The 20,058-nt window shown below is 43.6% G+C and carries 11 protein-coding genes and 1 tRNA gene; 2 read left to right on the forward strand and 10 right to left on the reverse strand.

The features are described 5' to 3' along the window. The first annotated feature begins 139 nt into the window (after positions 1-139). A tRNA-Arg gene (locus NQ505_RS06675) sits at positions 140-211 on the forward strand. Positions 212-385: 174 nt separating this feature from the next. On the opposite strand, the gene secDF is transcribed toward NQ505_RS06675, so the two are convergent. The 5 genes from secDF to NQ505_RS06700 form a co-directional block, all read right to left on the reverse strand. After that, on the reverse strand, positions 386-3,412 hold the full coding sequence (secDF, locus tag NQ505_RS06680; protein WP_009001055.1) for a protein translocase subunit SecDF: 3,027 nt from the start codon (positions 3,410-3,412) through the stop codon (positions 386-388). Between the two features lie 165 nt (positions 3,413-3,577). Continuing rightward, complete coding sequence (locus NQ505_RS06685) at positions 3,578-5,662, reverse strand: M3 family metallopeptidase (RefSeq protein ID WP_009001054.1); 2,085 nt, start codon at positions 5,660-5,662, stop codon at positions 3,578-3,580. A gap of 31 nt (positions 5,663-5,693) precedes the next feature. Continuing rightward, the gene (locus tag NQ505_RS06690) at positions 5,694-6,779 is read right to left on the reverse strand and encodes an endonuclease/exonuclease/phosphatase family protein (protein WP_009001053.1); all 1,086 of its coding nucleotides are present in this window, start codon (positions 6,777-6,779) and stop codon (positions 5,694-5,696) included. A gap of 4 nt (positions 6,780-6,783) precedes the next feature. Next, positions 6,784-7,689: a rhomboid family protein gene (locus NQ505_RS06695; protein WP_009001052.1), complete on the reverse strand. Its 906-nt coding sequence runs from the start codon at positions 7,687-7,689 to the stop codon at positions 6,784-6,786. Next, positions 7,670-8,344 carry a rhomboid family intramembrane serine protease gene (locus NQ505_RS06700; RefSeq protein WP_008776855.1) on the reverse strand — a complete coding sequence of 225 codons (675 nt, stop codon included), beginning with the start codon at positions 8,342-8,344 and terminating at the stop codon, positions 7,670-7,672. Before NQ505_RS06700 ends, NQ505_RS06695 begins: the two co-directional genes overlap by 20 nt. Positions 8,345-8,565: 221 nt before the next feature. Between NQ505_RS06700 and NQ505_RS06705 the strand changes: the two genes are divergently transcribed. Beyond that, the gene (locus NQ505_RS06705; RefSeq protein ID WP_004296482.1) at positions 8,566-8,838 is read left to right on the forward strand and encodes an HU family DNA-binding protein; all 273 of its coding nucleotides are present in this window, start codon (positions 8,566-8,568) and stop codon (positions 8,836-8,838) included. 77 nt (positions 8,839-8,915) lie between these two features. On the opposite strand, the gene NQ505_RS06710 is transcribed toward NQ505_RS06705, so the two are convergent. Genes NQ505_RS06710 through NQ505_RS06730 form a run of 5 tightly spaced genes read right to left on the reverse strand, consistent with a single transcriptional unit; the run spans position 8,916 to position 20,053 of the window. After that, positions 8,916-9,680, reverse strand: a complete 765-nt coding sequence (locus NQ505_RS06710; protein WP_009001051.1) for a hypothetical protein — start codon at positions 9,678-9,680, stop codon at positions 8,916-8,918. Positions 9,681-9,738: 58 nt separating this feature from the next. Then, entirely contained in the window at positions 9,739-12,567 is a 2,829-nt protein-coding gene (locus NQ505_RS06715) for a glycoside hydrolase family 2 protein (protein WP_009001050.1), read from the reverse strand. 35 nt (positions 12,568-12,602) lie between these two features. Beyond that, positions 12,603-15,575: a glycoside hydrolase family 2 protein gene (locus tag NQ505_RS06720; RefSeq protein ID WP_009001049.1), complete on the reverse strand. Its 2,973-nt coding sequence runs from the start codon at positions 15,573-15,575 to the stop codon at positions 12,603-12,605. A gap of 14 nt (positions 15,576-15,589) precedes the next feature. Beyond that, positions 15,590-17,506: a hypothetical protein gene (locus tag NQ505_RS06725; protein ID WP_009001048.1), complete on the reverse strand. Its 1,917-nt coding sequence runs from the start codon at positions 17,504-17,506 to the stop codon at positions 15,590-15,592. 21 nt (positions 17,507-17,527) lie between these two features. Continuing rightward, complete coding sequence (locus tag NQ505_RS06730) at positions 17,528-20,053, reverse strand: glycosyl hydrolase 115 family protein (RefSeq protein ID WP_009001047.1); 2,526 nt, start codon at positions 20,051-20,053, stop codon at positions 17,528-17,530. Positions 20,054-20,058 lie beyond the last annotated feature (5 nt).

Genomic DNA, 20,058 nt, shown 5'->3' on the forward strand with positions numbered 1-20,058 from the left:
GAAAGTTAATCGAATTATCAAAATAAATCGAACTTTATTGTCCTATTGACGCCAAATATTTGAAATATCTGAAAGGAACCTGTATTTTTATTCTTGTTAAATCGACAGAAACCGTTATCTTTGCAAGCAAATTTGAAGCGGCCTTGTAGTTCAACGGATAGAATAGAAGTTTCCTAAACTTTAGATAGGGGTTCGATTCCCCTCGAGGCTACTACGAAGAATCTGTGAGAAGTTGTTTTGTTTTGCTTTCATATCGTATCTGGTTTTAAGTTTAACAATGGCTTCTTTTAAGATGAACGTCTTATAGCTTCTATTTGTTTTAATAATCAATAGAAAAAGCCTCTACCGAATGTTCGGAAGAGGCTTTTTCTATTTCTGGGATTTATTATTCTTCCGTAGTTGATGCTACGACTTTTTTGTTCTTCATCATATTGTATGCAATCGGAGATGCAACAAACAGTGAAGACAATGTACCGATAATAACACCTAAGATCATTGCGAATGCAAAGCTGCGGATTGAATCACCACCAAGGATGAAGATACACAACAGCACGATTAAAGTACTCAATGAGGTATTGATGGTACGAGCCAGTGTTGTGTTCAAAGAGTCGTTGAACAACTGACGCTTGTCACGTTTCGGATATAAACCGAAGAACTCACGCACACGGTCGAAGATTACCACCTTGTCATTGATAGAGTAACCGATAGCTGTCAGGATAGCACCGATAAATGTCTGGTCAATTTCCAGTGAGAACGGAACGATACCCCACAACAGTGAATAAGCACCAATGATGATGACAGTATCACAACTCAAAGCTACCACTGAACCCACACTATAGGCAATGTTGCGGAAACGGAGCAGGATGTAAAGACCGATAGCAATCAATGCCAATACTACAGAGTAGATAGCACCTGTCTTGATATCGTCTGCGATACTCGGACCTACTTTCTGCGAACTGATGATACTACCACCTGTGTGATTATCGCGGTCGATAAATGTTTGCAACGAGATATTTTGAGTCAACAATGGTTTAACTGCATTATACAGACGTTCTTCAATTTCTGAATCGACAGTATTACCATTTTCGTTGATACGGTAGTTGGTGCTGACACGAACAGTTCTCTTGTCTGTTCCGATGGCAATGACACTTACTGTTGCTTCACCGAAGTCGTTAGCGATCAATTCACGTACTGCTTCCGGTTCTATCGGCTGCTCAAATTGCACCTTATAGTTACGTCCACCCGTGAAGTCGATACTCTGGCTTAGTCCGCGAATCACGAACGAAGCGATGCAGATAAGAATCACAGCACTAGTGATAATAAATGCCTTCTTGTTAGTTCCCATAAAGTCAAAATGTGTATTGACAAACAGGTTCTTTGAGAATTTCGACTGGAACTTGAGATTCAGCAACTTGTCTTTAGACATAAAGTGATCATAGAATACGCGTGTCATAAACACAGCAGTAAAGAATGAACAAAGAATACCAATGATTAATGTTGTTGCGAAACCACGGATAGGACCTGTACCGAAGTTAAACAAGATGACACCGGTGATGATAGAAGTTAAGTTAGAGTCGAAGATAGCCGAGAACGCATTGGAGTAACCGTCGGACAAGGCTTGTTTCACACCCTTACCACTGCGGAGCTCTTCTTTGGTACGTTCGTAGATAAGTACGTTGGCATCCACTGCAATACCTAATGACAATACGATACCGGCAATACCGGACATTGTCAGGGCAGCTTGGAAGGAGGACAGAATACCCATCGTAAAGAAGAAGTTCATGAATAGAGCCACGTTAGCCACCATACCCGGTATGAAACCGTAGAGGAAGCACATGAAGCACATTACCATAATCAAAGCTACGATGAATGAGAACATACCTGCATTGATAGATTCCTGACCCAATGACGGACCAACGATATCTTCCTGTACGATGTGAGCCGGAGCCGGCATCTTACCTGATTTCAATACGTTTGCTAAGTCCTTTGCCTGTTCAGGAGTGAAATGACCTGTAATCTGTGAACGTCCACCTGTGATTTCAGAGTTTACGTTTGGTGCAGAATATACATAGTTATCAAGAACGATAGCGATAGAGCGACCGATGTTCTGTTTAGTCAACTGTGCCCAACGACGTGCACCGTCAGAGTTCATAGTCATGCTGACAGCCGGTTTGCTGTATTGGTCGAATTCATCTTTCGCGTCTGTTACTACATCACCTTCCAACGGAGCTTTACCGTTACGTTCGGTAGACTTGATAGCATATAATTCGAAAGTCTGTCCTTTCTTGTCAAATTCAGAAGGAGAAACACCCCATTTCAAACGAAGGTCTTTCGGGAGTTCTGCTTTAACTTCCGGCATAGCCAGATATTTGTTGATATCAGCAGTGTCTTTGTAGTTAGCGTAACCGACCACAGGACCTTGGCCGCTAGAGTTCAACTGCAGGATAGCCAACAGAGGGTATTGCTTTTTAATTTCTGCCAGGTTGGCTGTAGACTTATCTTCAGCAGCAGTAGCGTCTCCTTTCAAGGCAGCAGCAAGACTGTCGGCAGCGCTAATGTTTTTCTTAGCAGGAGTAGCCTCTGCAAGTTGAGCTTCTTTGGTAGAATCTACTGCAGCGGTGTCCACTGCTGTTGTTTCATGTGCCAGTACAGCGCGCAATTTAGCGTCTGCAGATTGCATGGCAGGAAGTACTTCTTTAGCTGTATAAGTTTCCCAGAATTCTAGGTTAGCAGAACCTTGGAGAAGTTTTCTCACACGTTCCGGCTCTTTGATACCCGGCAATTCCACCATGATACGACCCATTTTGTCTTCCAGGCTCTGGATATTCGGCTGAACAACACCGAAACGGTCGATACGGGTACGAAGTACGTTATATGAGTTTTCAACAGCAGCTTTTACTTCTGTTCTCAATACTTTTTCAACTTCTGCATCCGATGATTTTTGGTTAACTTTGTCTTTCAACTGTTGTGTTGCGAAGAGTTCGGAAAGTTTTGCGTTAGGAGCAGCTTTGTGGTATTCTCTAACAAACAGGGTGATGATATCGTCCTGGCTGTTGATAGCCTGTTTTGCAGCTTCTGCCAATGCATTGTTGAAAGCTTCATCCGGCTTGTTGTCAGCCAGTGCTTTGATAACATCAGGTACAGAAACTTCAAGGATAACGTTCATACCACCCTTTAGGTCCAAACCTAAACTAATCTCCATCTCACGACATTGTTTCAGCGTCCAGTTACCCAACCACACTTTCTCATTGGAGAGAGAGTCGAGGTAGTCTTGTTCCACTTTCGGGTCGCCGTTCGCAATTTCTTTCGCCTTGTTGGTATAATGGCGTGTTACGAAGGAGAAGGAGAGATAGAACACACATACCAGTGTGAGTAATACCGCAAAAACCTTTACAAATCCTTTGTTTTGCATTTTACTTTTAATTTATGATGATTACTTTTTTAATTTAATTTTCAGTTAAATTCTGTCGTACACAAGTTCTTTTTGCCGCATACAAGGCTGCAAATATAGTTTTTTTTTCACATTCATGTGTAATAAGCCCTCAAATATTTGATGTTTAAGGGCTTTTTTGCTGAATTATTTCATTCCTCTGTTTTTCAGTAGTGGTTCCAGGCTTGGTTCCGCTCCACGGAAATTCTTATAAAGCACCATCGGGTCTTCGCTGTCTCCCTTCTCCAATACGTTATGGCGGAACAGGTCGGCGGTGTTTTTATCAAAAATACCATGTTCTTTGAAAGCTTCGAAAGCATCATTGTCCAATACGTTGGCCCATAGGTAACTATAGTATCCGGCTGCGTATCCGCCAATGATATGATTGAAGTAAGTCACGCGATAACGCGGTGCTATTTCAGGAATCAAATTAAGCTTGTCCATCGCTTCTTTTTCGAATGCAAGCATATCCAGATTCTTTACATCTGTCATCGTGTGCAGGTTCATGTCAAGGATGGCGGCAGCCAGTAATTCAGTGGTCATGAAGCCCTGGTTGAAAGTTTTCTGTTGCAGTATCTTTTCGATGATTTCGTCGGGTATCACTTCTCCTGTCTGATAATGTTTGGCATACATTTTCAGCACTTCGGGTTCAGTCGCCCAGTGTTCGTTGATTTGAGAAGGAAGTTCTACAAAGTCGCGTACCACGTTGGTTCCCGATGTTCCTTTGTATTCGCATTTTGTCAGCAGTCCGTGCAGGGCGTGACCAAATTCGTGAAACAGGGTTTCCACTTCATCCATGGTCAATAAAGAAGGAGTGTCGCCTACCGGCTTGGTAAAGCTGCAAACGTTGCATACCAACGGACGGGTTGTTCCGTGTTGTTCACGATAGTTGCTCATCCATGCACCGCCGCTTTTTCCGGGACGCGGGAAATAGTCTACATAGAAGATACCGAGCTGGGAACCGTCTGCGTCTTTCACTTCAAAGACTTCTACATCGGGGTGATAAGTTGGTATGCCTTCTAGTTTGCTTAGAGTGATGCCATATAATTTGTTGGCTACGGCGAAAGCACCATCGCGCACATTTTCCAGTTTGAAGTAAGGTTTTGTATCCTCTTCAGACAGATTGTATTTCTCTTTCCGCAGTTTTTCGGTGTAATACCACCAGTCCCATGCTTCCAGCTTTTCTCCTTTTCCTTCCTTGTCCATTAACTTCTGGAGTTCGCCAGCTTCTGCTTTCGCTTTGGGGAGTGCATAGCTCCATAGATTGTTCAAAAGGCTCATTACGTTGTTGGCGTTCTTTGCCATGGTTTCATCCAGGACAAAGTTTGCATAACTGTCGAAACCTAATAAGTTCGCTTTTTCCAGGCGGAGAGAAACGATCTTGCGGATGTTTTCCTTGTTGTCGTTTCCGTCGTTGTTGTTGCCGCGGTTGATATAAGCTTTGTATATTTGCTCCCGAAGCGGGCGATTTTCTGAATATTGCAGGAAAGGCAGACGGCTGGCGTTGTGCAGGGTGAACAACCATTTTCCCGGTTGTCCGGCTGCTTTCGCTTCTTCGGCTGCACTTTGGCGGAACCATTCAGGCAATCCTGCCAGATCTTCTTCCTTGTCAACGAAAAGTTGGAAGGCATTATTCTCATTCAGCACATTGTTGCTGAAAGTGATGCCAAGTGTAGAAAGCTCCTTGTTGATTTCGCGGAGGCGGGCTTGATCTTTTTCGCTAAGGTTTGCTCCGGAACGGATAAATCTTTTATAAGTCTTGTCCAGCAGGCGTTCTTGTTCCGATGTCAGGTTTAATGAGTCTTTCTTTTGGTAGACATCGTTCACCCGTTTGAATAGTTTCCCATTCAGGGAGATATTGTCATTATGTTCCGAAAGAACCGGTGCCAGTTTGATGGAAAGTGCGGTCAGCGAATCAGTGGTTTCCGCATCTGTCATATTGAAGAAAATGGTGCTTACCCGGTCTAAGATGGGTGCACTGTTATCCAAAGCTACAATCGTATTATCGAATGTCGGAATTTCCGGACTTTCGATAATGGCTTCGATATTTTGATTCTGTTCTTCTATACCTTTTAGAAAGGCAGGTTCATAGTGCTCTAATTTAATCTTGTCGAAAGAAGGAGCACCATACTCGGTTTGAAACTCTGTAAAGAAAGGATTGCTTTCTGTTTTCGTAGCACAGGAGTACATCATACAACTTACTGCTAAAATGGTTAGTGTCTTTTTAATCATCATAAGTGTTTTTTATTAGAGTTTTCAGTTCTTATCGTTTACTGATATAGCACCAGATCGGGTAATGGTCTGATGCCTTGATAGACCGGTCTACAGTGCAGTTGTAGGCCTTCAGGTTGGGGCTAATCAATATATTATCTATGCGGAAATAGAATTTGTTCAGATTGTAGGAAATACCCAATCCTTTGCCGGATTGTGTGAATGCATCGTCCAGTTCTTGAGTCAGGATGCGGTGTGTGTACGAAATGGAACCATCGTTGAAATCACCGCATACGATGGTTGTCGGGTATTTACTTTCGGCAATGACTCTCGCCACGGAATCTGCTTGTGAAGCCCGAATGGCCGATGCTTCCGTTAGTTTTCTTATTAACTGTCTGAGTCCGGTTTTTACTTTCTTGGCATTCGGGTCTTTAATCATATCTTCATAAATCCCTCTGTCTTCTTTGGTGAGTTTGTTAGATTCCAGATGATTGTTGATTAATGTAAGAGTGTCATTATTCACATTCAGTACATATCTCATGGAACCGTTATAGTTGCTTTTATATTCGATAGGATGTATCGAAAGTATAGGGAATTTAGAGAAACAGGCAAGCTGAACATCTCCTTTTCCTTGCTGGTGGATGGATTGATAAGGATAGGCCTTCAATGCTTTTTTTACATCCTGTTCTGTCAGATACTTTTTATTGGTGGCAGTGTTGTATTCTTGCAGACAAATGATATCGGCATTGCTATTTGCAAGATAAGACAATATAGGGTTTTTACCGTCTTTCTTTTCCAGATTGCTGAAACTCATTACATTGTACGACAGAATTTTGATGCTTCCTTCCGGAATAGTTTTAGTGGTGGAGTTGAAAGGGATATAAGTCCGTATCTGTGGAATACAAATGAGAAGGCCAATGGCGGGCAAAAGGGCATAGCGGTAATTAACGAATGCCCAGAAACCGATAAAAATTAAATTGATAGTCAGGAAGATCGGAAATGCAAGCCCCAGACTGGAGGCAAGTGGATTTATTTTCGGGTTAAGGTAAGGACTATAAGCACTTAGTATCAACGTTCCCACAAAGAGAGCGTTGACAGCAAGTATCAGATATGTGACAAATTTGCCAATATGTTCCATTCTTTTATCTTTTGCTTGCGTCGAACAAGCTTTTCTTTTCTTCTGTTGTCAGACTGTCGTAGCCGGATTTTTTAAGTTTTTCCAGAATACGGTCTACTTCATCAGACTGTGCTTTCTTTTGAGCGTTGTAATCATAATCCTTCTCACGACCGGTAGCACTGTTGCCGTAGTGTACTTTCATTTTCGGTTTCCGTTTCCATGTTTTCTTCTGAAACAGGGAGATGAAACCATCCAGAATCCAGTTGATCCAGGATGTTAAATCAGTTCCTTTGCTTAGGCTGGCAGCAAACCAAAGTCCTGCAAGGGCACCGCCTAAATGGGCGATATGTCCTCCGGCATTGCTTGAGGTAATGGACAATACATCAATTCCGATAACGATCAGTGCCAGGTATTTGAGACGGATAGCACCGAAAAGAAAAAGTTGTACCCTGTAATTAGGCTCACGATAAGCTGTGGCAGCTACGATGGCTAACACGGAGGCTGATGCTCCTACTAATGTTGCACCCGCTACTTGCGAGCTGAATAAAGGAAATACATTGTAGGCAACCATATACAGGAAACCTCCACAAATACCTCCCAGTACATACAAACCTCTTAAATGTTTTGCCGAGAAAAAGTAGAGAAACAAACTTCCGAACCAATACAGCCAAAGCATATTGAATAGAATATGCAGGATGCCGGCATGCATAAACATATAAGTAAATAACGACCACGGCTGATGAATAAATCCGATAAAGGATGCCGGCAGGGCAAATATACCGAATATATCGGGGGTACTCACTTCAAACAGTCGCAAGAAAACGTTAATCAACGTGCCAATCACAAAGATACCTACGTTGATATAAATCAGTTGGATAAAAATATTTCCTCTTCTGAACGTCTCCTTTAAATCAGCTATAATATGTCCCATTGTTATTGCTTTTTTTTCTCCAGTACAAAATCAGGATCAATCCGAACAGCATTCCTCCCAAATGTGCAAAGTGAGCGACATTGTCTCCGGCGCTATTGGCAAGTCCTGACCATAATTCAATCGCGGCGTATCCTATAACGAAGAACTTCGCTTTGATAGGAAATGGCAGCGGGAAGATAAACAACCGGTTATTGGGAAATAACATGCCGAATGCCAGCAATATGGCGTAAACGGCTCCCGAAGCACCTACGGTGGTCATCATGTTCAGATACTCTTCCATTGGGATAACACCTGTACCTATATTCACTTGTGCGTAGTGGCTAAGTTCCGTTACATATTGAATATACTGTACCCCTTCTTGAATAAGTCCCGCACCGATACCGCAGAGAATATAGTAGAAGAGGAAACGTTTGGGTCCCCAGGTTTGTTCGAGAATCGGTCCGAACATAAAAACGGCAAACATATTAAAGAAAATGTGGCTGAATCCGCCGTGCATGAACATATAAGTGATTAGCTGTGCCGGATTAAAGTCACTTGCAAGGAAAAAATGTAATCCCAGATAATTCGTTAAATCCAGGCCGTAACGTTGGGCTACGATTGTCCCGAAAAATACTAGTACATTGATAATTATCAGGTTTTTAGTTACAGTTGGCATCATTTTAATTTCTGAATATTTAGATAATAGACGCAAAAGTACGAATAAATTCTGTTTTAAAGCATGAAAAACGCTTCCTATTAGCTCTTTTTCAATAATTTGCTGCGTTTTTTTTATGTTTTTATTTGATATGTTGTTTTGTTCGGCTATATTTGTGGAATCAATCCATTGTGGGATAATCTTTTGTGTAACATATATATTAATTAATCATTTTACGTATTATGAATAAGTCTGATCTTATTAGCGCAATGGCTGCTGAAGCTCAAATGAGCAAAGCCGATGCAAAAAAAGCACTTGATGCTTTCATCACTTCAGTTACTAATGCTATGAAAGCTGGTGACAAAGTATCTCTCGTAGGTTTTGGTACTTTCTCAGTAAGCGAAAGAGCTGAAAGAACTGGTATTAACCCTTCTACAAAGGCAACTATTACTATTCCTGCTAAGAAAGTAGCTAAATTTAAAGCTGGTGCTGAATTATCTGCAGCTGTTGAATAAGATAGATAGTTGAAAGAAATTAAAAAAGGTGTCCTTTAAAAGACACCTTTTTTTTATTATCAATAAGTAGACTATGGTTATTTTCCAATAATTCCTGCCCAACTATCTGTAAAACGGAAGTTACCTATATTTCCTGCGTAATTATTGCGATTTTTAAGCATTATTCCTTTGATGCCGGCTTTCAAAACTCCTTCTTCAGTGGCTACCGCATCCGGTGTAGGTTCCTGATCCTTCAATTCCGAATCAATAAACAGGGAAGCCTGATTTTTTGCAAAATCGATTTTTAATACAATCAGGTGGGTCGTGTTCAAATCATAAGTCTTGGTTGCAGATCCACGTTGTTTCTGTATGCCTACTCCGAATTTGAGTTTGCTTCCCTGGTTAGAGGCGAAGACGAATCCCCGGCTTGTTCCCGTAGCATGATTGGCACTTGTGGAAATAAAATCCATATAACCTTTTGCCTTGAATTTGGAGAAGTTTACCAGGAATGACAGGTAATATGTTCCGGTAGAATATGTTCTTCCGGATTCTAATCCGTAAATGCTGGGACGGAACGTTGCTTCTTCCGGCAGTCCGCCAAAGGTAACCGACAGGCCTTCTTCATTATATCCTTTGTAAGACAGTTCTTTGCCTGCAACAGGGCTTTCACCTATAAAAGGCTCTTTCTCACTGAATACGGCACTCCATACATCTTTGTTAAGAGGGGCTTTCTTTGCAGTGTATGCTGCTTTTTCGATCGGTTCCCCCTCTTTACATCCGTTGAGAAAATTATTTCTCAATACTTGAGCATTACTTAATGAAGCTGTAGCAACTAATGCCAGCGTTAATAGTACTTTTTTCATGGCTATTTCTGTTATTAATTAAAATTTATCTTGTTGTTGATTCATGAGTTCAAATATATCAGCGACGGAAGTCAAACCAAAGTTTCATGCGCAATCCCTCGTCTCCCGATTTGATACGGATGGTACTGGGCTGGCTTTTGGGTCCCTGTTCCGGTATTGATTTGAAAGAACGTATGGCAGGAATATCATAAAGGAAGGAAAGGTCGCCTTCCGGGAAACTATGCATACTGTTTTCTCCATCCCTGCGATGCACCGGTTCTTCCGGGGTAAATACACGGAAGTACAAACCATCCGTTTCCGAATAAACAGTGAACGGTACTTTGTCCGCCTCCATGGTTGCCCAGTATAGGTTGCCATGATATCCTTTGAACTCGGGATATATCAGTTTCTCGAAACTCTCTCCGGTAACGGTATTATTGTATTCTTTCTCCCAAATATTATAATTTGCCCCTTTGATCCGGTTCTTCCAGACGCGATACGGACCACGTCCCATCCATCGCATCCCTTTTACTTCTTTTTCCGGGAAAGAAAAACTAAGTCCCAGGTAATAGATGTTTTTATCAAAGAATTCACCTTTATATCCGCCACCATTACCGCGGTTCAGCAGAATAGCATCCATTCCCAGCAAGCCATCTGCCGTCATACGCCAAACGATAGAATCAATGGCTCCCGTATATCTTACGACGAAAAGGGCATCGTTGCCGTCCATGCGTACCTCCCCCTTTTTGAAGTCGGCTTTTATTCCTACGGGTAGAGGGCCATTGTTCAGAGGAACAATTTGCTTATTGCTTTTTATCTCTACCAATGCTCCGCCCTTGCTGTTAAACGTTGCCGAAATGCCGTTTGCAGAAAGAGTAATACTTTCGTTTCCTTTTCTTATCTCTGCCGGTTTTGTAGAGGTTGTTTGTATGTGTTGAGTTTCAAAGTACTCTTTTGCATACTTCACCGGCCACGTCCAGTTGCAAATCACTTTCCCGTTTCTGTCATAAGCCTCCAGTTCCAGTACATCACCCAGGAAAAAGTTTTCCGGTAACTGCATACGTGCTTTACCTGTTTCTCCCGGATCAATAGCCGGCAGGCTGACTGTCCCTTCATTCAATAGCGAGCGCTCACCACCTTTTAATGGGGAGGGAGTAGCGTAAAGGCGATACTTCATACTACACTCCTTTAGATTAGTGAATAAATAAGTATTACTCACCATAAATTCTCCGTTGAAAGAGGGAGTGATAAATAGATTTTTGAATTGGATAGGTGCCCATACTTCACGAACTGTATAAAAGCTACCTTCCTTTTCCCGCCTGGGACCGACAATACCGTCCGGGCCATTCGGTCCGTCAGAATCGAGGATACCACCTTTATCACTGCGTGAAACGGCTTCATCAATAAAAGTCCATAAGAAGCCGCCGGCAAATAACGGATTGGAAGTGTAATTGTTCCAATAATCTTCCAATCCTGCGCCCAGTCCTTTATCATATTGTCCGTGTAGAAACTCTGTCGGCATAAAGACATTGTATCCGTTGGCAAGGCGTCCGGTTCCGGTCTGATAGGCTGGGTAATGATGTGTATCCAGTTGGTTGAAATCTGCCCACGGATGAATCACATGGCGCTTTTGCGGATCATAATCAGCAAAACGGGCATCCAGTTTCTTATTCCATCCGCCTTCATTGCCGTTACTCCATAAGAAGATACAGGGGTGGTTCACGTCATGGGCCATCATCTCTTTTAGTAATTTCTCTCCCACTTTCTCATCATATCTTCCATGCCAACCGGGAAACTCTTCCAGATAGAAAAGTCCCAGTGAATCACATACATCCAGAAAATGTTTGTCGGGCGGATAGTGAGAACGGACTGCATTCATATTCATTTCCTTGATAAGCAGTGCATCTTGCAGGCTGATCTCTTTATTGGTAGTACGTCCTCCGTCGGGATGGAAACTATGGCGGTTGATACCTTTCATTATCACTTTCGTCCCATTGACATAAATCCCGTCTTTAAGGCGGAACTCAATGGTGCGGAATCCGATTCGTTCTTCGTGTACATGTACAATTTGCTTCTGGCTGTCGAGCAGTTCCAACCGGAGCGTATAGAGATTGGGGTGTTCGCAATCCCAGGTACGGATACCTTTCCAGTCAGTCGAAATGGTTTGTACATTCCCGGTTCCCAACGTATTTGTTTGTTTTCCGATGGCTCTGCTTTCTCCTACCGGAGTCAGTGAAGTAGCCAGGGAATATCCCTCTGGCAAATTATTCATATAAACTTCTGTTGACAACTTACCATCGGCTGTTGCATTTACGGCAATGCGTTCGATGTGCGTCTTGGGCATAGCTTTCAGATAAACCGGACGGTAAATACCACCGAACAGCCACCAATCGGCCCGGCGTTCCGCCGCATTCACCGATTTATTGGCAGACTCTTTCCATACCTTCACTTCCAGTTCATTACTTTTACCGAATTTGAGTTTATCAGTAATGTCATAATTGAAGCAGATAAAACCGCCTTGATGAATCTCTCCTGCAAGTTTGTTGTTTATCTTTACTTCCGTATCTGTCATTACCCCTTCGAATACAATGCGGACCTGTTTGTCTTTCCAATCCGCGGGAACTTTGAACTTGTAACGGTATAATCCCGTTTCATCACTCGGCTTGGCTTCCTTTACCAGATAGAAACGGCCGAATGTATATTCCCCGAAACTTTGCAATTCCCACTGTGAGGGTACTTCTATCTTACTCCATTTGCCGCTGTTCATACCACCGGAACAATAGAAGTCCCAAGTGACGGTCTTCCCCAATCCGGTACCGGACAGGTACAGAGTCTCCGTATTCTGTGCGCCTATACTGCTGAAACACAGAAGAAATGCAAGTGAGAGTAGTTGTCTTATTTTTATCATATAGCGTTATCGTTACTTGCTTGAGCAATGTTTTCTTATTTCTTTATTGTTTCCAGAAATTCCACCTCTATGATACGCAGTCCGTTTTTCCCTTTGTTGCTTTGGGCTTTCTTTTCCATTTCATTGGCGGCTCCCCCTGCAACTTCAACAATTTCTCCGAATGCATCATTATCTATGGTGCTTCCTTTCAGTTGGATTGTAATCTTATCCGATTTTACAGGCTTGTCGATTTCCAAATGGACATAACCCAGACTTTTTTCCGTACTGCCGCTCCATATCTTCGTTTTTCCTGCATAGACTTCCAGTGGATAACTACGCGAACGCCAACCGTTTAACTTGATACAAATATCATCAATGGTGGCTTCTTTTTCCAGCTGATAAGTGATCCAGGCAGTATTCAGCTGTCCGTCGTTACTCCATTCGCTTAGTTCATTGTCATCGTAGCTCTTTATTGCTTCGCTCTGATTAGAACCCGCTTTGGCAGCAATGATTGCAACATCACGTTTACTATCTATATAAGAAGGTGTGAGAGGCGTTGCTCCTTTATCCAATTTTCCTTTTAAGCTGTATTGCGGTAGATAGTCACTGCATCCATCCGTAACTTTTACAGGTGTGGTTTGCAAAGTCAGTGTTGTAGCGGGAAGTCCCTCTGCTTGGGCAGTGACAATGATTTTGCCTGCTTCCGTCGTGCTGCGTATCAATGCCCGGTTGATTCCACACTCTACCGGCAGGTCTTTACTTAATATATAATTGTTCTCTCCTTGTGCAATACCGCCACGCCATTCCGCTTCCCCTGTTAGAGAGAATTTTATAGTGCGGTTATCCAATGGACAACGTCGGCCCTCTTTGTCGACAACTTCTATTTGCAACAATGCCATATCAGCGCCATCGGCATGAAATCCTTCGGGGTTTTGTATGGCAGTCAGTTTCAGTTGAGTTGCTTCTCCGGCTGTGCTTATATGGTATCGACTGACTTCCATACCATTTTTATCAGAGCTTACGGCTTCCAGTTTACCGGGACGGAAAGTGATCTTGTCGAAAGTAAAGAGAAAGTTTGACTCCCGCTTTCCTTTACCCAGTGACTTTCCGTTCAGGAATAATTCTACTGCTTCCCCGTTTGAAACGACATAGACAGGTTTTACAGTCTTTTCCGGATAATTCCAGTGGCCAATGATATACGTCTGATATTTATCCGTATCCACCCAGCCGTTCCACATTACCTGATGGGCGAAAAAAGCATCCTTTTCAATACGCATCGGGTCTGTAACACCACTTCTGCGGTAGTTCTCCTCGCCGCGACAGTGCGTGTTACTGTCGGAGAAGATTATCTTCGTTCCCCCCGAACTAACCCTTAACCCGGTTCCGGGACGTTCCCTCCAATAATCATACCAACGGTTTACCATTTCTATGGCGAACATATCCTGATTGTGATTATAGCTGGTGGCTGGTTTTCCTTTATGAAGAGGCCCCGCACCTTCCTTATGGAATGGATAACTATGCTCATCCCAATACTTACGTAAACCCTCGTCACGACAATATTCCGTAGCCCACATGGGGTGATGCTTGCTTTTGTTGATATAGAGCATTTCTCCGCCGTATTCGGCTTCGCGTATATCGAGCATCTCACGGGAACCTATGGCACGTCCGCCGTAAGGATCGAATTTGTCACGTATAGCCTTCATCTCGATCATGTGCTCCAGTCTGATGGCTTTGTTGCCACATTCATAAAACAAGATACTGGGATTATTACGGTTGTAAATGATAGCATCGCGCATCAGTTCTGTCCGTTGTTCCCATTGACGACCTCCGCAATCTTTTTCAGAATCACCGGCGGGCATCGCTTGAATGAGTCCGACACGGTCGCAAGATTCCACGTCCTGCTTCCAGGGAGTGACGTGCATCCAGCGGACTAAGTTTCCGTTACTTTCAACCATCAATCCATTCGAGTAATCACTCAACCAGGCAGGAACAGATACGCCGACCGCCGGCCATTCATTGCTGGTGCGCTGTGCATAACCTTTCATTTGGATTACACGGTCGTTTAGCCAAACTTTACCCTCACCGAAATGCGTCTTACGGAATCCGGTACGTGTGATAACTTCATCGAATATTTCTCCTTTTTCATCTTTCAAAGCTGTTGTCACTGTATAAAGATAACCATATCCCCAGCTCCAGAAATTCAATTTGTCTACTTCGGCTGCTGCCTGTATCACCTTCGTCTCTTTGGGATTCAGGGTAATTCCCGGACTGGTGAATGTTTTCACAGTCTTACCGTCCATATCCTTCAGAGTGACCTGATAGGTCAGTTTACGTGTTTCCCGGCCGTCGTTCCGTATTTCAGACTCGGCATGAATTTTAGCTTTACGCCCTTTGATGTCGAAATCCGTAGCATAGATGTATACACCGGTAGTTTTCAGATTACTGTAAAGAGGAAGAGTCTGATACACTTCGTCCGTAACATGCAGAAAGACATTTTTGGGAATACCACCATAGTTTGCATTGAAATTACGGTCGTTCCATTGGAATTTCGATTTGGTATTTTTTTCCCGGTATTGCCAGTTGTTATCAATACGTATGGCGAGCACGTTGTTTCCTTCTTTCATAAAGGGAGTCAGGTCGAAACCTACTGCCATGACACCATTCTCGTGAATACCCAGATATTCTCCGTTTAGATAGAAACTGCCACCCTGGCGGATACCTTCAAATTCGATAAATACTTTTTTATCTTTTATATCTTTCACCTGAAAATGTTTGCGATACCAAACAACTGTATCTGTCAACTGTGCTATGTGCAGCTTGAATGCTTCATCCTCATTGAAGGCATGCGGCAAGGTTACCTGTTTCCAGTTACTGTCATCAAATTCGGTTTTTGAGGCTTGTTCATTATCGCCGACATGCAGGCGCCATTCACTGTTGAAATTGTATTTCTTACGTTCGGAAGCCTGCACTGTTGTCATAACAGATAGGCTGAACGCGATAAATATAAACAGTATAATCTTTTGTTTCATAATCAAATATAATATTATTTTTTTTCTTTATTCTCTATCAGGTCGGAACCGATATAATAACTGGTATGAGTTGGCTGATTATAACCGATATTCTGATTAAGAGCACTCATTTCATAAATATGGTCACTCATCAGATATGGAAACTGATATTCCGTGGGGTACCAGGTGCTGAATATGCGTAATTCCGTATTGTCGGAGGTCGGTTGAATAATTTCTTCCCGCCAGTCACCCAGAAAATCTCCATAGAAACATGGGTTGGCTTTCGTTCCATTGATGGTGGTAACTCCATAACGGTATATGGTGAACACTCTCCCGTCTTTGTAGGAATTAACAGTACCTTTATCCAATAATTGCCTGTTAAGGGAACCGGAGAACCACACTGCCATATTGCACGAACTTGGAACATAACCCAAATCAACGCCGGAAGAAGAATGAGCATTTCCTTTATACCACCACATTTCGCAGCCGGGACTATCCGGATCGATGTCTGCCACCAAACACCGTCCTACATCTCCTGATTTGTCAAATTTCCATATAACATCTCCCGTATTGGCATCTCTTAGGGCAGCACCTACCGTACCGCTTTCAAAGCAAGACCATATTTGAAGTCCTTTTCTTGACGGGGCGAATTTTCCGAGATGCAATGCGTCGCCATGTCCCAGTCCGCAACAGTTGAGCCCCTTTCCATTGTGGTCTATGGTGCATGAACCGTATACTATTTCATCTAATCCGTCATTGTCCACATCACCCACACTCATGCTGTGATATCCTTGGCCATCATAATCGCTGTGAATACCGTCGGTAGTATCGAAACGCCAGACGCGGGACAGTTGGTTATCGCTAAAGTTCCATGCTTCCACTACAATTTTGGCGTAACATCCCCGTCCTATAATGACAGAGGTAGCGTCGTTGGAACAACGTGCCATTCCGATCCGGTAACTACTTGAACGCTTATAATAGTTATCTCCCCAGTCTTCACTTTGTCCGAGAGCGATGTAGTTCGTTCGTGCCAGTTCCTTGCCGGTAGCGCCTTCTATCACGGATAAGAATTCGGGCCCGCCATGTATATATTTCTTGCCTGCTACCCGATAGTCCGTTTTTCCATCCCCATCGGTATCACCAATTTCCTGTCCATCCCCGAAAATGGTGCCTTCAGCAGTACGCAATGCAATTTCGCATTTACCATCCCCGTTGAAGTCATATACTGCGAATGAACTTCCGTTTCCGGTTGGCACATTGGGACCCATTGCCATCCGCCACATGAATGTGCCGTCCAGACGATAGGCTTCTAGTAATACGGAGTGGCGTATGCCGTCATTCGTGTCGCCCGTCTCGCTGTCTTCATCACCATCCGGAGAAGAGATAAGCCGTTTCAGTACGATTTCATATTGTCCGTCGCCATCCAGATCACCTATGCTTATATCATTGGTTTTGTACACTAATCCGGGAGCGATGCCTTCCGTTCCTTGCAAGGGAATCGATATATAAGGCAGTCCGGCGGAAGCCTGTTGTGCAGTGATAGTATAGGTATCTATCGTTACTGTACTCGAATGGTAACAGAGCCTGTATGTGTTATCTACCGAAAGGTCGGCCGAAACATCTTGAAAGTTGGTGACCGTGATAGCGTTCTCGTTTACTTTGATTTCAGCCCGGTCGCCACTTTTTCTGTAAAGGTCGAATGCTACTTCAGTATCGTCAGTGGGCAGCATGCGCCAACTGACAAGAATCTTTTTATTATGTATCTTGTTCTTGTCGTTTGTAGCGTCTGCCCTGCCGTTGATAGATGCCCATAACATTCTTGGAGTATAGTTCCTTTCTTCTTTTACCACCGGTTTCTCCCCGTCATCCGAAGAGGACGGAAGAAGCTGATTATCCGTACATGCAGATAAGCAAAGTATAAATCCGATGATAAATAACGGCGTGTATTTCATGGCGTTGATACCTTTTTAAGGTTACTGTGGGAACACATAAAATTTACGGTTCGGCTTAAAGTCGATCATCCATTGGTCTACTACAACATGTTTATCCAAAGCGGTGATAGTCAGCGTGTGCTTGCCTTTTTTTAGTGAATGTTTAGTTTCCTTTATGGCTTGCCCACGCAGTACATTGCGTTTCCATGTCTCCGTACGTCCTTTTTCGCGGAAAGAAAGAACCTGGGGTTTTCCTCCGTCTATGCTGACACTGAAGCGGATATCTCCTTTGTCATTCGGTTGAGTCGGTATGACGGCAGTACGTAACAATGCTTCTCCTTCCCACGGACAGTCGAATTCAAATGTCAGTGAGCCGCCTTTAGGCAGGGCAACGGCGTTCATACTGTGTCCAAGTGCCTGAATAGGCGTAGCTCCTTCCGATGCTTGGGTATAATTACAAGCATTGTAACTGATACATTTATCCGTTTTAATTTTGCGGGAAGATGTTTTCTTTGGACTTTCAGCCAGGTATTTATCTACTTCTTTGTCGGTCAATCCTATAGGAAGAGTTGGCGGATAGAACACATACAAATCGCGCGGATAGAAACACATGGAATGTTTCCATTTGCCGTTCGCCATTTCGTTGTTATAGTAATCAGTCAGTTCCTTGATTTCCTGATAGGCTTTCATACTTCTGGCACAGGCCGAAAACATCGCCTTGTCACGTCCCCAAAGAGATTCGTCACACTGTCCTGTTGAGTAGGAACGGGCACGCTGCGCTTCCAGCATTTTGGTACTCATCGCGGCAGAAGCAAATACCTGATATTTGATATGTGAGAAGAATGCATCTTTACGTTCGGGTGCAATCAGGGCTTCTGCTTCCGTAACAGTCTTCTTGATCGTTTCGTAAGAATCCAGATAGCGGTCTAGCTCTCCGCCAAATTCAGTCAGGCTGAATTCGGTATCAATCACTTGCGAACGACCTCTGGGATACCTTCTCTTGTCTAATTCTACTTGTGTCCATCCCATGTGTTCCGGTTTGCGGATGCCACATAAACGGTAGAACTCATGCATGGCAGGAAATAATTTCTTGCCGGCCTGTTCGCCGAACTCACGGCAGAGCCATTTCTCCTGATGTTCGTTCAGGGTGGAAGGAGCCACGGAATGAATATCCCATGCCATATCCAGGAATAGCTCAAGGTTGTAAGCTGAAGGTTTCAGGTCATGCACATTGACGATCCATACACGGCGTGCATTATGGTCGTATGCTTGTTTCATTTCGTTATAGATAAGTCCCGGTTGGGTAGTACACAACCACATATAATCGTGCGGACGTCCCCAGTAGCTCAAATGGTAGTAAACACCACCGCCGCCACTGCGTTTCTGCTGTTCTTCGTCGCTAAGACGGGTCATGTATCCGTAGTTATCGTCACACCACATGAGCGTCACGTCATCCGGCACTTCCAAGCCGTTCTCCATAATTTGCAATACCTCTTTGTAGGGAACAAATACTTGCGGAACTTTCGTTAAGTCCGGATTGGTATATTTAGTCAATAATTTGCGCTGGTCATTGATTACCTGTTGCAGGGCGTTGACTTTTTCTTCCATGGTGCTTACCCCTTCCATGTGTCCGTCGTGGATTCCCCGCATGCCGATTGTATACATATTCTCGTATTTCCCGGCTTCTTTCAATCGTTCTATCCAGTAAGCCTGTACAGAATCGCGGTTAGTGATATAATTATAATCTCCCCGTCGTTTCACGCTCCATTCTCCTACATTGCTGCGCATCAAAGGTTCGCAGTGTGAGGTGCCGATGGCGATGCCGCAACTGTCGGCCACTTCTTTGGCTCCGGGTACAAGATAAAAAGGAGTGGTAATGCCATGCATACCCGGCCAAATGGCATTGGCACGCAGGCGGAGCAGTAATTTGAATATTTCTTTATAGGTACGGGGGCCGATGCGTCCTTTGATGTTGGAAGGCTCGAAAGTCATCCAGCTCCAGGGTTGCAAGGACCAGTCCTCGTCATTCAGGAAAATACCGCGATACTCTACGGACGGACTCTGGAAAGTCTTGTAATTGCCGTCAATGGTAAGTTGGCTCCGCTTTTCGGGAGTAACATCACTCCACCATACCCAGGGCGATACACCTGCCAGACGTGACAGTTCCAGTATTCCATAAGCAGTTCCTCTGCCGTCGCTGCCTACGATGAGTAATTGCTTATTTGCAGAGCCACCCGCTACTGAAATATAAAAGCCGTCTTTTTTAGCTGCGATATTATCGACCGGTATGTTTAATTCGCGCAACTCCTTCTGTACTTTTTTGTCTGCTTTATCCAGTTGTATGATGCGGATAGTTGCTTTGGATGCAGAGCTCTGTTTCGGCGAAAAGCCCGTAACCTGCTTCATGTCCCCGGCGAACATGTCAAAAGCTATTTTTACAACTGGGGCGGTAGACTGGGGCATAGCATACGATATGGCCTGTTTTCCATTGTACCAAACGAAGTCGTCACAGCGTACAATCTGACTACATACAAAAACGATGATTAGTAAGAAAGAACGTAAAAGCATGATAT

It is taken from the genome of Bacteroides sp. D2 (assembly GCF_025147085.1).
Lineage (GTDB): Bacteria > Bacteroidota > Bacteroidia > Bacteroidales > Bacteroidaceae > Bacteroides.